The organism is Peribacillus frigoritolerans (genome assembly GCF_040250305.1).
Lineage (GTDB): Bacteria > Bacillota > Bacilli > Bacillales > DSM-1321 > Peribacillus.
The window spans coordinates 254808-274441 of sequence record NZ_CP158190.1 but is presented as its reverse complement, the minus strand read 5'-3'; the positions used below and the strand labels follow the sequence as shown (position 1 = coordinate 274441).

Here is a 19634-nt window from a genome sequence, read left to right as displayed (position 1 = left end):
GTATTTCATTTTTTAAAAAGCGTTGGTTAAGTCCTCGATCTATTAGTATCAGTCAGCTCCACATGTCACCATGCTTCCACCTCTGACCTATCAACCTGATCATCTTTCAGGGATCTTACTAGCTTGCGCCATGGGAAATCTCATCTTGAGGGGGGCTTCATGCTTAGATGCTTTCAGCACTTATCCCGTCCGCACGTAGCTACCCAGCTATGCCTTTGGCAAGACAACTGGTACACCAGCGGTGCGTCCATCCCGGTCCTCTCGTACTAAGGACAGCTCCTCTCAAATTTCCTGCGCCCGCGACGGATAGGGACCGAACTGTCTCACGACGTTCTGAACCCAGCTCGCGTACCGCTTTAATGGGCGAACAGCCCAACCCTTGGGACCGACTACAGCCCCAGGATGCGATGAGCCGACATCGAGGTGCCAAACCTCCCCGTCGATGTGGACTCTTGGGGGAGATAAGCCTGTTATCCCCGGGGTAGCTTTTATCCGTTGAGCGATGGCCCTTCCATGCGGAACCACCGGATCACTAAGCCCGACTTTCGTCCCTGCTCGACTTGTAGGTCTCGCAGTCAAGCTCCCTTGTGCCTTTACACTCTACGAATGATTTCCAACCATTCTGAGGGAACCTTTGGGCGCCTCCGTTACTCTTTAGGAGGCGACCGCCCCAGTCAAACTGCCCACCTGACACTGTCTCCCACCCCGATAAGGGGCGCGGGTTAGAATTTCAATACAGCCAGGGTAGTATCCCACCAACGCCTCCACCGAAGCTGGCGCTCCGGCTTCTCAGGCTCCTACCTATCCTGTACAAGCTGTACCAAAATTCAATATCAGGCTGCAGTAAAGCTCCACGGGGTCTTTCCGTCCTGTCGCGGGTAACCTGCATCTTCACAGGTACTATAATTTCACCGAGTCTCTCGTTGAGACAGTGCCCAGATCGTTACACCTTTCGTGCGGGTCGGAACTTACCCGACAAGGAATTTCGCTACCTTAGGACCGTTATAGTTACGGCCGCCGTTTACTGGGGCTTCGGTTCAAAGCTTCGCTTGCGCTAACCTCTCCCCTTAACCTTCCAGCACCGGGCAGGTGTCAGCCCCTATACTTCGCCTTGCGGCTTCGCAGAGACCTGTGTTTTTGCTAAACAGTCGCCTGGGCCTATTCACTGCGGCTTTTCTGGGCTATTCACCCTAAAAAGCACCCCTTCTCCCGAAGTTACGGGGTCATTTTGCCGAGTTCCTTAACGAGAGTTCTCTCGCACACCTTAGGATTCTCTCCTCGCCTACCTGTGTCGGTTTGCGGTACGGGCACCTTACATCTCACTAGAGGCTTTTCTTGGCAGCGTGGAATCAGGAACTTCGGTACTATATTTCCCTCGCCATCACAGCTCCGCCTTAATGGAAACGGGATTTGCCTCGTTTCCGGCCTAACTGCTTGGACGCGCATATCCAACAGCGCGCTTACCCTATCCTTCTGCGTCCCCCCATCGTTCAAACGATGTATAGGTGGTACAGGAATATCAACCTGTTGTCCATCGCCTACGCCTTTCGGCCTCGGCTTAGGTCCCGACTAACCCTGAGCGGACGAGCCTTCCTCAGGAAACCTTAGGCATTCGGTGGAAGGGATTCTCACCCTTCTTTCGCTACTCATACCGGCATTCTCACTTCTAAGCGCTCCACCAGTCCTTCCGGTCTGACTTCAACGCCCTTAGAACGCTCTCCTACCATCGACACCATACGGTGTCAATCCACAGCTTCGGTGATACGTTTAGCCCCGGTACATTTTCGGCGCGGAGTCACTCGACCAGTGAGCTATTACGCACTCTTTAAATGGTGGCTGCTTCTAAGCCAACATCCTGGTTGTCTAAGCAACTCCACATCCTTTTCCACTTAACGTATACTTTGGGACCTTAGCTGGTGGTCTGGGCTGTTTCCCTTTCGACTACGGATCTTATCACTCGCAGTCTGACTCCCAAGAATAAGTATTTGGCATTCGGAGTTTGACTGAATTCGGTAACCCGTTGGGGGCCCCTAGTCCAATCAGTGCTCTACCTCCAATACTCTCATCTTGAGGCTAGCCCTAAAGCTATTTCGGAGAGAACCAGCTATCTCCAGGTTCGATTGGAATTTCTCCGCTACCCACACCTCATCCCCGCACTTTTCAACGTGCGTGGGTTCGGGCCTCCATTCAGTGTTACCTGAACTTCACCCTGGACATGGGTAGATCACCTGGTTTCGGGTCTACGACCTCATACTCATTCGCCCTATTCAGACTCGCTTTCGCTGCGGCTCCGTCTCATCAACTTAACCTCGCATGAAATCGTAACTCGCCGGTTCATTCTACAAAAGGCACGCCATTACCCATTAACGGGCTTTGACTACTTGTAGGCACACGGTTTCAGGATCTATTTCACTCCCCTTCCGGGGTGCTTTTCACCTTTCCCTCACGGTACTGGTTCACTATCGGTCACTAGGGAGTATTTAGCCTTGGGAGATGGTCCTCCCTGCTTCCGACGGGATTTCTCGTGTCCCGCCGTACTCAGGATCCACTCAGGAGGGAACGAAGTTTCAACTACAGGGTTTTTACCTTCTTCGACGGATCTTTCCAGATCGCTTCATTTACCCCGTTCCTTTGTAACTCCATGTTGAGTGTCCTACAACCCCAAGAGGCAAGCCTCTTGGTTTGGGCTAATTCCGTTTCGCTCGCCGCTACTCAGGAAATCGCGTTTGCTTTCTCTTCCTCCGGGTACTTAGATGTTTCAGTTCCCCGGGTCTGCCTTCAGTACCCTATGTATTCAGGTAAAGATACTGTTCCATTACGAACAGTGGGTTTCCCCATTCGGAAATCTCCGGATCAAAGCTTACTTACAGCTCCCCGAAGCATATCGGTGTTAGTCCCGTCCTTCATCGGCTCCTAGTGCCAAGGCATCCACCGTGCGCCCTTTCTAACTTAACCGTTAAAAAAGATCTTACAGATGCTTTGAAAAAAATTAATTGCCTTCTATCTATTATCTAGTTTTCAAGGAACAAAGCAGAAAGAATCCATCACATCGTGATGTTTGTCTTTCCTATTTGAATGAATTACTCATTCAAAACTGAACAAAACAAAAGCGCTCTCGTAATTATCCTTAGAAAGGAGGTGATCCAGCCGCACCTTCCGATACGGCTACCTTGTTACGACTTCACCCCAATCATCTGTCCCACCTTAGGCGGCTGGCTCCATGAAGGTTACCTCACCGACTTCGGGTGTTACAAACTCTCGTGGTGTGACGGGCGGTGTGTACAAGGCCCGGGAACGTATTCACCGCGGCATGCTGATCCGCGATTACTAGCGATTCCGGCTTCATGCAGGCGAGTTGCAGCCTGCAATCCGAACTGAGAATGGCTTTATGGGATTCGCTTACCTTCGCAGGTTTGCAGCCCTTTGTACCATCCATTGTAGCACGTGTGTAGCCCAGGTCATAAGGGGCATGATGATTTGACGTCATCCCCACCTTCCTCCGGTTTGTCACCGGCAGTCACCTTAGAGTGCCCAACTGAATGCTGGCAACTAAGATCAAGGGTTGCGCTCGTTGCGGGACTTAACCCAACATCTCACGACACGAGCTGACGACAACCATGCACCACCTGTCACTCTGTCCCCCGAAGGGGAAAGCCCTATCTCTAGGGTTGTCAGAGGATGTCAAGACCTGGTAAGGTTCTTCGCGTTGCTTCGAATTAAACCACATGCTCCACCGCTTGTGCGGGCCCCCGTCAATTCCTTTGAGTTTCAGCCTTGCGGCCGTACTCCCCAGGCGGAGTGCTTAATGCGTTAGCTGCAGCACTAAAGGGCGGAAACCCTCTAACACTTAGCACTCATCGTTTACGGCGTGGACTACCAGGGTATCTAATCCTGTTTGCTCCCCACGCTTTCGCGCCTCAGTGTCAGTTACAGACCAGAAAGTCGCCTTCGCCACTGGTGTTCCTCCAAATCTCTACGCATTTCACCGCTACACTTGGAATTCCACTTTCCTCTTCTGCACTCAAGTTCCCCAGTTTCCAATGACCCTCCACGGTTGAGCCGTGGGCTTTCACATCAGACTTAAGGAACCACCTGCGCGCGCTTTACGCCCAATAATTCCGGACAACGCTTGCCACCTACGTATTACCGCGGCTGCTGGCACGTAGTTAGCCGTGGCTTTCTGGTTAGGTACCGTCAAGGTACCAGCAGTTACTCTGGTACTTGTTCTTCCCTAACAACAGAACTTTACGACCCGAAGGCCTTCTTCGTTCACGCGGCGTTGCTCCGTCAGACTTTCGTCCATTGCGGAAGATTCCCTACTGCTGCCTCCCGTAGGAGTCTGGGCCGTGTCTCAGTCCCAGTGTGGCCGATCACCCTCTCAGGTCGGCTACGCATCGTCGCCTTGGTGAGCCATTACCTCACCAACTAGCTAATGCGCCGCGGGCCCATCTATAAGTGACAGCGTAAACCGTCTTTCCATCTTCTCTCATGCGAGAAAAGAACGTATCCGGTATTAGCTCCGGTTTCCCGAAGTTATCCCAGTCTTATAGGCAGGTTGCCCACGTGTTACTCACCCGTCCGCCGCTAATCTCAGGGAGCAAGCTCCCATCGATTCGCTCGACTTGCATGTATTAGGCACGCCGCCAGCGTTCGTCCTGAGCCAGGATCAAACTCTCCGAAGAAATGTTTGACTTGCTCATTTGCTTTTTTGATAGTGTGTGCTCACTTAAAAATTTAACGTTGGCGCTTTGTTTTGTTCAGTTTTCAAAGAGCAATTTCACAATCGTTCTTAACGAACGGCTGTTTATTCATCATAACATCTTATTGATTAGTTGTCAACTTCTGCGAAGTTTTTAACTTATTTTAAATCGCTGTGTTTTTCAGCGACCATTTCATCTTATCATTTTCATAGTAAGAAGTCAATAGTTATTATTTCTTTCAGCAATCAGCCAAAAGCGATGAAGTTTTTCGTTTGTCTTAGTTGGTGCTTATTTATATTAATCCCATTTCAGTTTAAAGTCAACGCTTTTTTTCCTTTTTTTATTTATACCATGCAACCGTATTAGCTTCTTCTGTTTATCATCAATGGCAAGACAGTACTTATATAATGGTAGAATGCCAATCACACAAGGGACAGACCTAATACGTATCTTGTATCCTTTTTTAATGCCTCTTAATGATGAAATTTGGCATATAACCAAGTTGACTTCACATTTTTCATTATGCTATTATATAACCAAGTAAAATAATCGGAATAGTTAATTTTATTTTCATACAATAAAACATAGCTAATTAAAGGAGATGGGATTATGACAGCAGCAATGGTAATACCAGGTGCGGAATCTTTTTTCTTACCCGGCAATTCTATCGGCATTCTTATTTGCCATGGCTTTAACGGAACGCCACAAAGCGTAAGGTATTTAGGTGAAAAATTCGCCGCCAAAGGCTTTACTGTCTTCGCTCCTCGACTGGCGGGACACGGGACGGATGAATATGAAATGGAAACGAGTCATTGTCAGGAATGGATACAAGATGTTGAAATGGCTTATGCAAAATTAAAAAGAACCTGCACCCATGTATTCGCCATCGGACAATCAATGGGAGGCGCCCTTGTTCTCGATTTAGCGACAAAAGTGGCTTGTGATGGAATTCTCACCATCAATGCCGCTCTCCAAGTTCCTGAATATGAAATATACCGTAACCAATCGGTTCCACGCTTCATTCCTGAGGGCAAACCTGACATAAAAGACGATACAACTAAAGAAATCACATATGACCAGGTTCCGTTAACAGCGATTAATCAATTGCTTGATATAATGGAACATGCCAGTCAAAAACTAATAGACGTTTCGTGCCCGATACTTATCTTCCATTCTCCAGAAGATCACGTTGTACCAGACTCTTGTTCCTATCAGATTTACGATACAGTCATGTCCGGGGATAAGGAGATGGCATCCCTTGAAAATTCATATCATGTGGCCTCGTTGGATCATGACAAAGATCATATCATTGAACGGTCATATCAGTTCATTCAAAGGTTAAGTAAAAGGGCTATAATCGCTTCTTAAACTCCTTTCTTCATATAAATCAGGTTTATCGGTACACTTCATGGGTATATACAGTATATAAAGAAAAAGGAGGTAACATAATGAGCGGTTTATCAGACAAAGTAAAAGGTGCTGTAAATAAAGTTAAAGGTGAAACGAAAGACCAAGTCGGAAACGCGAAAAATGATCCTCACTTACAAGCAGAAGGTAAAGTCGATAAATTAAAAGGCAATCTCCAAGATGGCATTGGTAAATTAAAAAATGACCGTTAATTGCAAATAGCCGAATACATGATTCACTCTCTTAACACATTCTCATTCTTATAAAAGTGACCCCCCTATTATAGAGAAGAGGCGGCAGATAATCTGCCGCCTCTTCCTTGTTCAATTTGCTTGAATAACAACAACACACATATCATCAGGTTGATCTTGCTGCATTTCCGGGGACATCAAAAAATCGATAGGGGGAGATTCCTTACAATCGAACCATCTCGTCGAGACCGCTTCTTTTATTTGTTCGAGCCCTTCCGTCCCTTCTCGATCTATCGCTTCCATGACTCCATCCGTAAATAGCATGAGCTGAATCTTCTCTTCATAATGAATGACGGACTTCTCTATTTTCATTTCGGTGAAGAACCCAACAGGACATGTCCCTTTTGAAAGTGAGACCACTTTTCCATCGTCCATTAAAGCAAAGCCCGGAGGATGTCCGGCATTCACATATTCCACAGTCTTTTGCTCTGTATCAATGACCATATAAATCGCGGTAAAATAATAATGCACTGGATTATCTTCTTTATTAAGGGTACTCATCCAGCGATTCATTTCGTTTATTACTGCCACCGGATCCGTATGTATCCTGATGGCATCCCTCAATACGGAGGAAATGAACATGCACACAAGTGAGGCGGATATGCCATGCCCCATCATATCCAGCAGGATGATCCCATACCGATTTTCATCGATGCGGTGCCAATAGTACATATCCCCTGCCAATTTATTCGCAGGTAAGTATGATGCCCTTATGGTTAAGTGGTCATTTATAATGGGTTCACTTAATAAACCGCTTTGAACCTGCATGGAAAGATCCAATTCATTGCGGATTTTTTCATCCTGCATTTTATGCCAATCTTTTTCATATTTAAGTCTTAACCCCACGCGAATCCTCGCAAGTAAATCTATTTTATTGATAGGCTTCATTATATAATCAATTCCGCCAACATCAAGTGCCTCGGCAACCTTGTTTGAATCTTCAAGGGCGGTCACAAAAATTACGGGTATATCTCTAAGGTGAGGAATGCTTTGAAGTCTCCTGCACGCCTCTATCCCATCGATCTCCGGCATCATGATATCGAGCAGAATGATATCAACTGAAGTCTCTTTAGGTTGCGGACTATCCACCTGTAAATATTCAAACATCTCAACAGCTGAAGTTAATGATAGAAAATCCGTATAGCCAGCTCGTTTTAGAATTTTCTCTATAACGAAAAGGTTAACCTGGTTATCATCTACGATTAAAATCGTCATTCTTTCATTCCCCTTTTGGCTTATATCGAGCGGCAACATTTATCTTTTTTATATGGACCAGCACTTTCGTAAAGCTCCCTTAATAGGGATTTTCCTATTATATTATAACGAAGTTCAGTCTCTTTTAATAATAATAAACCACGACAGTAATTCTACATGGAGACCAACTCATTATTTATACCCCTTCTTCCGATGCATTAAACATATAAATCAAAAAAAATTAAAAAATAATGCACTAAATTAAAAAGAAAGAGTCCGCTTATATGCGAACTCTTTCTTTTTACAGTTTCCGATAAATTCGTTCCTTTGAGTCAAAGTCCTCATAATCTTCCGAAAAGGATGATGTATGAAGTGTTTCCTTGCTGCCAACCGCAAGGAAGCCGTCTTTACAAAGGCTGTCATAAAACAACTGATTAACATAGGTCTGCAATTCACCGGTAAAGTAAATCATCACATTCCGGCACATGATGATATGAAACTCATTGAACGAACCATCTGTAACTAAATTATGCTGGAAAAACACAATGTTTTTAAGGAGATTCGAATCAAGATAAGCATTTTGATAATCGGTTGTATAATACTCCGAAAATTCCTGGTTGCCTCCAGCTTGCAAATAGTTTTTCGTATAAGACTGCATCCTATTTAAAGGCAGTATTCCTTTTTCCGCATGACGGAGGACTTCATCATTCATATCAGTGGCATAAATCCTCGCCTTATCATATAGACCTTCTTCCTTGAGGATGATCGCCATGGAAAAGGCTTCTTCACCGGTTGAACATCCCGCATGCCAAATTCTGATTTCAGGAAGTTTTTTCAGGAGCGGTACAATATTTAAACGAAAAGCTTTAAAGAAATCCGGATCGCGAAACATTTCAGTGACATTTATAGAAAAATCTCTCAAAAGCTTCTCGACATACCCTTTTTCATATAAAACCATTTCAATCATTCCGCTGATCCTGCGAACATGGTCCAGTCTCATTCTATTTTCAACTCTTCTTTTTATTGAAGAACGCATATATTTGCGAAAGTCAAAGCCCGAAACGGAATAAACGGCCTCTAACAATAATTCGATTTCTAAATCTTCTCTTTCTTCAATCGTTAAAGTATCCTTCATGCAAAACCTTCCTTACCCGTACTATCAATCAATTAGTCAGCCATACCCTTAGGACGGATAGCAGCTGATCCAATTTTAAAGGCTTGCTGACATAATCAGAAGCTCCGGCCTTCAGGCACTTTTCCCTGTCGCCTTTCATCGCTTTCGCAGTTAGCGCGATGATCGGAAGATCCTCGAACTTACTTTGCTCGCGAATTCTGGTCATCGTTTCGTAACCGTCCATGCCTGGCATCATGATATCCATCAAAATAACATCTATATTGTTTCCTTTTTCAAGGAGTTCCAAACATTCATAGCCGTTTTCAGCTGTAAGGATTTCCATCCCCTCATGCTTCAGCGCATTTTTCAGAGCAAATATATTCCGGTGATCATCATCGACGACCAGTACTGTTTTATTGCAGAATGGTTTGGCCTTATCCCGATCTTCTTCATCCACTATAACTACATCCGGTTCTCCCTGACCGTCAAAAGGCGCAGCAGAATCATCGTGGTTGGCTGCTGCCACTTCTGGAGAAGCAGCCATTGCTTCGCCGACATTTTTGAAGCCCTCTGGCATACTTGGAATAAAGAAAGTAAATGTACTGCCTTGCCCCTCCTCACTATCAACAATGACCCAGCCTCCCAGAAGTTTGGCGAACTCCCGGCAAATCGATAGCCCTAGTCCTGTACCGCCATATTTTCTCATTGTAGCTCCGTCACCTTGCTGGAACGCTTCAAAGATAAGTTTTTGCTTCTCTTTCGAAATTCCGATGCCCGTATCCGTCACCTTAATTTCAACCCAATTGCTAGCTCCTTTTGTCTGTATCCATTGTGCTACATTTTCTTCATCAGCTTTTTTGATTTGGACAGACACAGAGCCTTTTTCCGTGAATTTAAATGCATTGGATAATAGGTTTTTCAAAATTTGCTGGAAGCGCTGTTCATCCGTAAAGAAAATATCCGGAACGTTTTTACTTTTTTCTATTATAAAGTCAATGTTCTTTTTCTTCGCTACATGATCGAAGTTACGGTGCAATTGCTCTGGAAGCTCACTCAAATTCATTTCGTCAAAGACCACTTCAAGCTTTCCGACTTCGACTTTCGATAAATCCAAAATGTCATTGATCAACGTTAATAAATCTTGACCTGATGAGTTAATGACACGAGCAAATTCCTGTTGCTCTTCATTTAATTTACTATCATTCGGATCTGAAAGCATTTCTGATAAAATCAGGATACTATTGAGCGGTGTCCGCAATTCATGGGACATATTTGCCATGAACTCGGATTTATATTTGGAACTTAACTTTAATTCTTCCGCTTGTTTTTCAAGATTCAGTTTTGCGACTTGAAGCTCTTTCGACTTTTCTTCAGTTTCACGATTTCTTTCTTCTAATTGTTCATTGATCATTCGCAATTCTTCAGCCTGTGTTTGCAGTTCCTCCGATTGGGCTTGCATTTCCTCTGACTGTGATTGCAATTCTTCCGATTGAGCCTGTAACTCTTCGGTCTGTGCTTGTGATTCTTTCAATAAACGCTCTATTTCCATCCGGCCCTCTACATTATTAATCGTGATGCCAAGAGTATCAAGAACCTGGTTCAGGAAAGTTTTTTGCAGCTTCGTAAATGCCTCCAAACTCGCCAATTCAACCATTGCGACCACTTCATCCTCAAAAACGACCGGCGCAATGACAATGCTTTTCGGGTTGACTTCCCCTAATCCTGTCGTAACCACTTGAAAATCTTCAGGGATATCTTCAATGACTTTCGATTTCTTTTCAAGGGCGCATTGTCCGATCAAACCTTCACCAAGACGGAATTCACGTCTGCCTGAATCTTCGCCATCTCCCGCAAAGCTGGCAAGCTTCACAAAACGCATATCCACTCCCTCGCCCCGTTTGACGTAAAAAGCCCCAATTGAAGCTCCCATCATCGGTGCCAGTCTTGTAATGAACCGGTCAGCCAGAACTTCCACATCAACAATGCGCTGATACATGGTAGCTATATCTGCAACACGGGTCTGGATCCAGTTCTGTTCACTGATCTTTTCGGTGAAATCTTTCTCTTTTTGATTATAGATTTCAAGCGATCCCGCCATTTCGTTGAACGATCTCGCTATATCACCAATTTCATCAGTAGTCCGAACCGGAACTCTTGGTATGACCGATAAGTTTTTATAATCGATATTTTTGATGACCTTCGTAATCGATTGCAGATCTTTCGATGTACTGCGAATCATCCAAACAACCGTTACGGAAATAACCAAAATGCTGAGAATAACCGCAAAGATTACAAAACCGATCATATCTTCATAGGTTTGTTTCGAATTGTTTAAGGTATCTTTCATGACACCTTCTTGGTAATCCTTAAATTCATCCATTGTACTGATGACTTTCGTTCGTTTTTCCCTTTGGTCCTCCATCAGGCTTGAAAGATCATCCGAAGAGTTTCCCGATTTTATCTTTTGGATGATCTCAGCCTCCGTTATGGAGTAAGAAGCATATTGAGTCTCGAACTCTTTCAATAATTGCTTTGCTTTCGTCTTATTTAACGAACCTGATAACCCAGCAATTTTTGATTCAATCAAACTATGATTCTCGCTGATGATTTCGAGGCTCTCTGCTCTTTCTTCTTTGTTTGCATCATTAGCTGCAAACAGGATCTCACGGTCCGACCTGGAAAACAGCTGACGGATTTCCATTGAAGCTGAAACTTTTTCATAGCGATTTTCAACTATTTCAGTCATGCTGCTTTTTAAATTGTTAAGCGTGACCATCATGAAAGAAAGTAAAATAGCCAAGAAAAGCAAGATCAAACCAAATCCTAACATTTGCTTCTTCTTAAAACCCATTTTTCCGCCCACCTTCAATACTTATTTATACCAGCTCGCGATAAACGGCTTTGCAAAATAAATCTTAATACTATCATTAGTATTACTTTTGAAGAATTTCCCTTATATTCTTTGAAACTTTAAAATGATATATAGATAGATTCAATGCTCAAAGTCAATTTTAACATTTTCCAAGCTAAAATTGTTATCTACTGTGTTATTTTAAATGAATTCATTTTCCATTTAAGTAACAGTCTGCCTTGACCACTTTTAAAAACTTGTTCGTACATAATAAAAGCCGAAAGTTTCCACTTTCGGCTCTTGTTGTAATCCTGTTTTATTTAATCTTCTTCACTTCAACATATAAAACATGGTGACCGTCCATTTCCTTTACAGTGAATTCATATCCGGCGTATTCGATTTTATCCCCGACAGCAATCTCGAATCTGCCGGTCAGGAACCATCCTCCCAATGTATCGATATCTTCCTCCGGCAAATCGATCGCAAGGGTATCATTGACATCTTCAACCAATGTTTTTGCGTCGAATACATAATGCCCCTCATCAATCTTTTGAATGAGCGGACGTTCATCCTGGTCAAATTCATCACGGATTTCCCCGACGATTTCTTCAAGTATGTCTTCAACCGTAACAAGACCGGCAGTTCCGCCATATTCATCAGTCAAAACAGCCATATGGATCCGTTCCTTCTGCATTTTCAGCAGCAAATCATGAATGGCGATCGTTTCAAGAACACGGATAATGGGTGTCACAAAGGAATCCACCGTCAAAGCCGTTACATTATCTTCTGTAATCGTCGCTGTATAAAGTCGCTTGATATTGACCATTCCCACGACATTATCTTTATCACCGTCTATGACCGGATACCTTGTGTATTGTTCTTCCTGAATCAGTTCAACAACTTCCAATAATGGCATGCCCTTTTCGATAACGGTCATTTCCGTACGCGGAACCATGATTTCATTGGCAATGCGCTCATCGAATTCAAATATCTGGTTGACATATTTGTATTCCGATTGGTTGATCTCACCGCTTTTATAGCTTTCCGATAAAATGATGCGCAGCTCTTCTTCGGAATGGGCCATTTCGGACTCGGATGCAGGCTTTAAACCGAACATGCCGGTCAGGAGACGTGCAGAACCATTCAGTAACCAAATGAATGGGTACAAAATGCGGTAAAAGAGAATTAACGGCTTTGCAAATAGCAAGGTTACCTCTTCTGCCTTTTGAATCGCAACAGTTTTCGGTGCGAGTTCGCCGACAACAACATGAAGGAATGTTACAGAACCGAAGGCGATCAGGAACGAGATGATGTGACTTACGGACTCCTCTAATCCCCATTTAGTGAACAATGGTTTTAAGATCGCCTCGACCGTCGGTTCACCCAATACCCCTAAACCTAAGGCGGTTACCGTAATCCCCAATTGACAGGCAGATAAGTACTCATCGATATGTGATGTCACTTTCTTGGCTGCAAGGGCATTTCTATGCCCTTCCTCAATCAACTGATTGATTCGGGAACTTCTGACTTTCACGATTGCAAATTCCGATGCAACGAAAAATGCGGTTAATGCTATTAATACAGCTACTGCTAATAATTTTATAAATATCTCCAATATGTGCGGGTTAGCCATATTGTGCCCATCCTTCTGACCTGCGGATTAGACAAGTACGGCAAAATCCCAAGCACCTCCTGTATAAATGGTTATTTTCGTTTCAAAAAGCGATTTTTGCCTTATCAAAACCATTTAGCCTATATCGTTAATATGCACCTTTGTGCATAAAACTATAGGGATAAATATTAATCATGCCAGCAACACTAGCAATGATTGGATCAAGGCCATGCTTTCGCGGGATATCTGTTTTTTTAAAAGAAGCTCACTTTTTCCGTCCTTTTCAATCAAGCTGATGAATTCCTGAAGTTCCTCGTTCAGGCCACCCATTTTATTCTTGAGTTGAAGACCTTTTTCCTCAATTGCTGATGCGGCTTCCTTATCCTTTTTAAGTATTTCTTTAATATCTTCCAATGAAAGGTTTTCTCTTTTGTATCCTTCGATACGGCGGAGCCTTTCAAGTTCACCGACTGAATAATAACGGTAATTAGAGGCGGAACGTTCTGCTTTAAGCAAGCCTAGGTTCGTATAATAATCTACAGTTCGTTTCGTAACATTCGCCATTTCCGCCAACTCGCCAATTTTTAAAGTCTCGTTCCCAACATAACCCCTCCTAACCGTCACGTGATGGTTTGACAAACTGAAAGTATGTCTTTTCCTCCATGACGTTTTATTCTATTCCCTAATCGTACATTAATTTAATTGAAATGAAAAATATTTATTATCCTCTTTACCCATCATTGGAAAAACAAAAACCGATTAATTGAATAATCGGTTCAGACTGTAGACAAACTTGATATTAATTAAGATTGCCTGCATTTTTTTGAGAGTGTATAAAATATGAACGTTGATTGGAACGTAGGGCACTCGCTTTCCGCGGGCGGTCCGGGAGCCTCCTCGGCTTGCGCCTGCGGGGTCTCCCTTGGACACGCTTATCCCTCAGGAGTCTCGAACACCCGCTCCAATCAACTTTGTTTAAAAATTAAGATGGAACCCCTTTTGTCTACAAACTCAAACCGATTAATGGTTTAATTTATGATCTATTCCACGGGATTTTATTTTTTTGTTTTAACTGAGAATTGATTGCTCAATATCTTAGGACCGCATTGGCAAAGGGCAGAATGCTTGAGCTTTTTTATTGGTGTTCCGCATGTTCCACAAACTTTTGCTACCATTTATACTGTCCTCCTCACTTTATTTGCTTGTTATACATATTATACTACTTTTGTAATGATAATCAATACTAAATTAAAATTATTATAAATAAGGTTTTGGCTTTATTTTGTTAGGCTTCACAAGTGATTAAAATAAAGATAAAATATAAATAAAACACATCAGGAAAGTTGGTATTAGTATGACGAGTGAAATTCGTTCCATTCCCCGCCCTTTAGTACGAACGAATCAATGGGTCATTTTGTTAAGCGTAGCCACCGCCTTATTAACGGGACAAATGTCGATATTAGTGATTCCTTTAACTGCAGGACTTTTAGGTCTTCTCTTTAATTTCAATCCAGTGATGCGTCTCGCCAAGCTCTTTCTTAAAAAGAAACCCTCCGATTATATTCCTGAAGATCATTCACAGCAACAATTCAACCAGGCCATAGCTGTCGTTTGCTTAGGACTCGGATTCATATCTTTTTTACTGGGTTGGAATGTTACCGGTTATATATTCACCTTGATGGTCGGATTGGCTTCTCTCATAGCCATCCTTGGATTCTGTATCGGCTGCTTTATCCTTTATCAATGGAAGCAATATTCCTATCGCCGATCTATTCGCTAATACCATACACAAATGGGACTGACATGCGTCAGTCCCATTATATTATTCGGTTGTACGTAAGGAATTACTCTTTTTGACCCAAATGGTCGCCAATACAATCAGCAAAATTAATGCAGCTTGCGGCACCAGCGTTTCCATTGTTGGATAAAGACCTATCGTTTCTACAAACGGAAAGGAACCGATCGTATTTGTCTGTATCACCTGTGAAACCTGAAGTGAATGAATGGAGACTCCAAGAATCTTGAAAGCCAAAGCATATATGAGTACCGTTGCCACTTTAAAGAATAGGGTCATCGGTAATTTCACACTATAGCGCAACATGATGAAACCAATTACCACTAAAATGAGGAAGGCAAGGAAAATCCCGCTCAGTAGCTGTTTCAATTCCATATAAGGAGCCATACCGGCATAAAAGATAATCGTCTCGGCCCCTTCACGGAATATGGATAGAAAACTGATCAAAGCGAAAGAGATGATGCTTCCTGTCGCAATGGCTTGGTTCATTTGCTTGTCGATATAACGGTTCCATGCATGGACATTCGATTTACTATGAAGCCAAAGACCAATTGTCAACATCATCGATACAGCTATTATCCCAGTGACTCCTTCAATATATTCCCGGCTTGACGCAGCTGTGATCTGAGAGAAAACGATATTGATTATGACCGCCAATATGGAACTGGCAACTAAACCAGCACCAACCCCTGTCCAAATCCATTTTTGTTTATCCGCTTGCCCGATTTTCTTTAGGAAAGACAGCAATGTAGCTACAATCAAGAGTGCTTCCAACCCTTCCCGCAAAAGAATCAAAGCGGCATCCCATGTCGTATAACCCGTATCATTAATTAAAGGGCGTAACCTTGTGTTTAAATCGGAAACGATTCCCTTCGCTTCCTCCGCCTTTACCTTTTTCGATTGCAATAGGCTGATTGCGGTCGGGACTTTCGTTTCCATATCGCTGTAAAGCTTGCTGTCCCTTGTGGAGACCTCGCCTTCGACATTAGGCCAAATTGTCAAGATTTCATTTAGCTGATCAACGGCAGAATCGATGTCACCCTTTTCAATATCCGTTGCACTTCCTTGTAAAAGTTGCGTTACATCCCCAAGGGAATAGGTATTCTCCTGGCTTCCTTCTTCAACTTTACCAGCAAGGAAATCCTCGATTAGGCCCTTCAATTCAGTTAGATTTTTTTGGGCTTTTTCCGAATCAGGAGGGTCTTGAGTAATCGCTATCCGCACAAAGGCCATTTTCGTTTCAAATTCACCATATGCAGCAACACTTTTCTCCCTGACAATGACCTCTGCGTCGGTCCATTGACTCAGAAGGCTGGTATATTGAACTTTAGCTTGATCAAAGTCACCTTCAGTTATCAAAGCTTCCAACTTATCTATTAAAGGAAGTATTGCTTCTAACCGTTCTTCATAGTCCGTCTTGTCAACAGGGTTTTCGTTGGTATCATAAATAACAAGAGTACTGGATAATGCCGATAATCGCTTCTTGATTTCATCTGTGGAAGCTTGGTCTCTCACAGCACTTTTTACCGCAGACAGCCTCTCGTCGACTTTCCTCGCACTCTTGCTGTCCGTTTTTATCGTTTGCCAATCTTTCTCGAAAAGATCGATATTTTTAGATACTTCCTCAAGGTCTCCGGATTTTACCTTCATTAAACTATCGCCAATATAAACAAAAAGCTGATCATGGTTTTCACCCGCCGAAACAACCCTTACAGCAGTCGAAAGAAATAAAAGGCTGACGATTAAAACCAATATCCCACTCTTCCATTTAGAAACGGTCATACTGGTCCCTCCTTATTCATGAACTAAAATCGCCAACTGGATAATATCCATGCTGGCGATTTTCACGTCCTCAATTGTGATTATATTTATCCAAAAAGGGAATCCCCAATATAGCCACCCTTTTTCACACCTGGTAAACAAGCGAATATGGCACTGCCCCTGTGAACGATATATTCGTTGAGCTTATCATTTTTCGCCAGTCGCTCTTGTATGGGAATGAATTGTTTACTTGGAGTTCGCTGAAAACAAATGAATAGCAAGCCTGCATTGAAGCTCCCTGTTTTAGGATCCATTCCATCTGCATATGAATATGGACGCCGCAATATTTTTGCTTTTCCGTCCCCCCTGGAGAGACTCATATGCGAATCTTCCGGAATGATCCGATTTCCATTTGGGTCTTTAGCTTCGAGGTCCACGGTATCGAATTCATTCTTCATTCCTAATGGGGCTCCGCTGTCACGATGACGGCCAAACGTATTTTCTTGTTCTTTCAATATTGTCCGGTCCCAAACTTCAATGTACATCTGGATTCGGCGCACCACCATATAACTGCCTCCAACAAGCCAGTCAGGACCGTCCTCACCCTTCACCCAAACATGCTCATTCATTTCATTGTCATTATTCGTATCCGGATTGACAGTCCCATCCTTAAACCCGAAAAGGTTCCGCGGTGTCGTTTTTTGTGAATCGGCTTGCTTAGTCCGTTGGAAACCTGTTTGTGCCCAATGAATGATCGTTTTCCCTCTTCCGATCCTCACTAAGTTCCGGACGGCATGAAAAGCCACTTGGAGATCATCTGCACATGCTTGAATACAAATATCCCCACCGCTCCATTCTTCTTCTAAAGCATCTAAAGGGAATTGAGGCAGATCCTTTAATTCTGCAGGCCTTTTCGATTTCAAACCAAATCGATCTTTGCCATCCTTCGAAAACAGGGTCGGACCCACTCCAAAAGTGATCGTTAAATTGGAGGGTGATAATTCCTTCGCTTCCCCCGTATCCTTTGGGGGCATATTCGTATTAAGTGATGCTTCACCAATCAAATTCCCCTCAGTCATCTGAGCCGCAGCCTCTGTCCAATCCTTTAATAACTGGATTAGGTCTGACCTTTTATCTGTGGTTACTTCCAATGATGCAAAGTAAAGGTTATCTTGCGCCTCAGTGGTAATACCGGCTTGATGCTCTCCATAAAAAGGAACTATATCCTTAGTTTGTCCCTTTGCCCTTTGTTCAGAAAGTGTCAGCAGCCCGCCAAATCCAGATGCTCCTATCACGACTCCGATTCCACCGACTCCTGCCGTTTTCAACATATTTCGACGACTCACTTTTTTTGTAAAAAGTCCGGTTTCATCTTTAGGCGTATGTTCTTTCAATTAAGATTCCTCCGTTACAATTCCTATTTGCGAAAGTGGTTCAGCTAATGCATCAATTGCTTGACTTAACTCTTTGACTTCAGATTCCTTTAAATCCGTATATGAGATGTAGCCATCCCCTTCTTTATGCTTTTCAAGCAAGCTGTATACATCGTCAAAACGTTGTTGGATTTCCCCAGCAAGCTTCGCATCCTTTTCTTTCAGCGCTGGAGTAAGCAGTTCATAGATCTTTTCTGCACCTTCAACATTTGCAACGAAATCATACAGGTCGGTATGGGAGTATCGGTCTTCTTCTCCTGTCACTTTACTCGTGGAAACTTCATTCAATAAATCCACCGCACCCGTGATCAACAAATCAGGTGTTACCTCAACCGTTTCAACTTTGGCTCGAAGCAAATTGACGTCACTCATTAATTGTTCTGCATACTTTTCGTAGCCCTTCGTTGTATTTTCTTGCCATAACCCCATCTCAATCCGGTGGTAACCACCCCATTCTTCATCTTTGACATCCCCTTCACGCGCATCGATTTTGGGATCAAGATCGCCAAAAACTTCTGCAATAGGTTCCGCTCTTTCATAATGCATGCGGGCTGGTGCATATAATTCCTTCGCCTTTTCAATATCACCGGCAGATACGGCCGTAGTGAATTCTTCCGTTGCGTTTACGAACTCTTCTATTTCACCAATGGCATATTCCCGGTACTCGCTAGATACATCATCAAGCTTACTCGCACTCACTTCTTTGGCATTATCATCTGCCGGTTCAGTTCCTTCCTTTTCCTGCGCACAGCCAAATAATAGGCTGGTTGATAGTAAGACCGCTAATGACGCCTTTGCTTTTTTCATAGTGTATTCTCCCTTTGAAATGATTTGTAGATTCATATTAGCAGATAATGAAAATCATTATCAATATATATTTTAATGGAAACGTGACATTGTTCATTCTCTTTTAAATAAATTTCACTCTACACCTTTAATTATTGATAAGAAGCTACCAGCTGGCTAAAAATAAAAAAGGCAGCCTACATACACCGGCTACCTTTCCCGCTCACTCATTAATTTGTCATTTTCTTTGTCCATGATTTTTGTGATATCCTCAACAAATTGATTGATCAATATTAGCTCTTGTTCATTATAAGATGAACATAACTCCTTGGTGGCCATAGAAAGCGATTGATAGTGCGATCTAATCTGTTCCTGCCTTTCGGGTATCGGTGCAATCATTACCCGTCTTCCGTCCAATTGATCTCGTTCTCTTTTAACATAACCGGATTTCTCAAGGCGATTGATCAGTGCCGTAACCGATCCCGTGCTCAATCCTGTAATTTTGGATAATTCACCGGCAGTAATCGGTCCCGTTTCATTCAATATTTCAGCACTCTTTAAGTCCGTATGGGATACCCCTATTTTTTGGGCCATATTTTGTTGAAATAATACGGATCTCATTCCATACCGCTGCAATCTGTGAGTTAAACTCTCTAACAGAGCTGCATTCACCCTATTATCACTTGACATAAAATGCCACCCCTTTTACACTTAAATTTATCTTGATTTT

The 19634-nt window shown here is 43.1% G+C and carries 12 protein-coding genes and 2 rRNA genes; 3 read left to right on the top strand and 11 right to left on the bottom strand.

Annotated features, from left to right (window positions below; genetic code table 11):
* Positions 1 to 22: 22 nt before the first annotated feature.
* Positions 23 to 2955: ribosomal RNA gene (locus ABOA58_RS01395) — 23S ribosomal RNA — on the bottom strand.
* Between the two features lie 176 nt (positions 2956 to 3131).
* A 16S ribosomal RNA gene (locus ABOA58_RS01390) occupies positions 3132 to 4682 on the bottom strand.
* The 16S and 23S rRNA genes sit together here, the layout of an rRNA operon.
* A gap of 627 nt (positions 4683 to 5309) precedes the next feature.
* Between ABOA58_RS01390 and ABOA58_RS01385 the strand changes: the two genes are divergently transcribed.
* Both ABOA58_RS01385 and ABOA58_RS01380 read left to right on the top strand, forming a co-directional pair.
* Positions 5310 to 6068, top strand: coding sequence for an alpha/beta hydrolase (locus tag ABOA58_RS01385; RefSeq protein ID WP_350300941.1), 759 nt, complete (start codon positions 5310 to 5312; stop codon positions 6066 to 6068).
* Positions 6069 to 6148: 80 nt separating this feature from the next.
* The gene (locus ABOA58_RS01380) at positions 6149 to 6319 is read left to right on the top strand and encodes a CsbD family protein (protein WP_098866101.1); all 171 of its coding nucleotides are present in this window, start codon (positions 6149 to 6151) and stop codon (positions 6317 to 6319) included.
* A gap of 111 nt (positions 6320 to 6430) precedes the next feature.
* Here ABOA58_RS01380 and ABOA58_RS01375 read toward each other — a convergent pair whose 3' ends face one another.
* From ABOA58_RS01375 to ABOA58_RS01355, 5 genes are all read right to left on the bottom strand, one after another.
* Positions 6431 to 7573 carry a PP2C family protein-serine/threonine phosphatase gene (locus tag ABOA58_RS01375; protein WP_350300940.1) on the bottom strand — a complete coding sequence of 381 codons (1143 nt, stop codon included), beginning with the start codon at positions 7571 to 7573 and terminating at the stop codon, positions 6431 to 6433.
* A gap of 280 nt (positions 7574 to 7853) precedes the next feature.
* Positions 7854 to 8687, bottom strand: a complete 834-nt coding sequence (locus tag ABOA58_RS01370; protein ID WP_101225713.1) for a CheR family methyltransferase — start codon at positions 8685 to 8687, stop codon at positions 7854 to 7856.
* A gap of 28 nt (positions 8688 to 8715) precedes the next feature.
* The gene (locus ABOA58_RS01365; protein WP_350300939.1) at positions 8716 to 11517 is read right to left on the bottom strand and encodes a response regulator; all 2802 of its coding nucleotides are present in this window, start codon (positions 11515 to 11517) and stop codon (positions 8716 to 8718) included.
* A gap of 316 nt (positions 11518 to 11833) precedes the next feature.
* The gene (locus ABOA58_RS01360; protein WP_137019314.1) at positions 11834 to 13132 is read right to left on the bottom strand and encodes a hemolysin family protein; all 1299 of its coding nucleotides are present in this window, start codon (positions 13130 to 13132) and stop codon (positions 11834 to 11836) included.
* Between the two features lie 189 nt (positions 13133 to 13321).
* Complete coding sequence (locus tag ABOA58_RS01355; RefSeq protein ID WP_350302762.1) at positions 13322 to 13753, bottom strand: MerR family transcriptional regulator; 432 nt, start codon at positions 13751 to 13753, stop codon at positions 13322 to 13324.
* A gap of 730 nt (positions 13754 to 14483) precedes the next feature.
* Between ABOA58_RS01355 and ABOA58_RS01350 the strand changes: the two genes are divergently transcribed.
* Positions 14484 to 14909, top strand: coding sequence for a DUF4395 domain-containing protein (locus ABOA58_RS01350; RefSeq protein WP_350300938.1), 426 nt, complete (start codon positions 14484 to 14486; stop codon positions 14907 to 14909).
* 42 nt (positions 14910 to 14951) lie between these two features.
* Here ABOA58_RS01350 and ABOA58_RS01345 read toward each other — a convergent pair whose 3' ends face one another.
* The 4 genes from ABOA58_RS01345 to ABOA58_RS01330 all read right to left on the bottom strand — a co-directional run bounded on the left by ABOA58_RS01345 (position 14952) and on the right by ABOA58_RS01330 (position 19594).
* Positions 14952 to 16706, bottom strand: a complete 1755-nt coding sequence (locus ABOA58_RS01345; protein WP_350300937.1) for an FTR1 family protein — start codon at positions 16704 to 16706, stop codon at positions 14952 to 14954.
* An 86-nt stretch (positions 16707 to 16792) separates the two neighbouring features.
* Positions 16793 to 18079: an iron uptake transporter deferrochelatase/peroxidase subunit gene (gene efeB, locus ABOA58_RS01340; protein WP_350300936.1), complete on the bottom strand. Its 1287-nt coding sequence runs from the start codon at positions 18077 to 18079 to the stop codon at positions 16793 to 16795.
* Entirely contained in the window at positions 18080 to 18925 is an 846-nt protein-coding gene (gene efeO / locus ABOA58_RS01335) for an iron uptake system protein EfeO (RefSeq protein WP_350300935.1), read from the bottom strand. It lies immediately after the preceding gene.
* Between the two features lie 189 nt (positions 18926 to 19114).
* On the bottom strand, positions 19115 to 19594 hold the full coding sequence (locus ABOA58_RS01330; RefSeq protein ID WP_350300934.1) for a MarR family winged helix-turn-helix transcriptional regulator: 480 nt from the start codon (positions 19592 to 19594) through the stop codon (positions 19115 to 19117).
* Positions 19595 to 19634 lie beyond the last annotated feature (40 nt).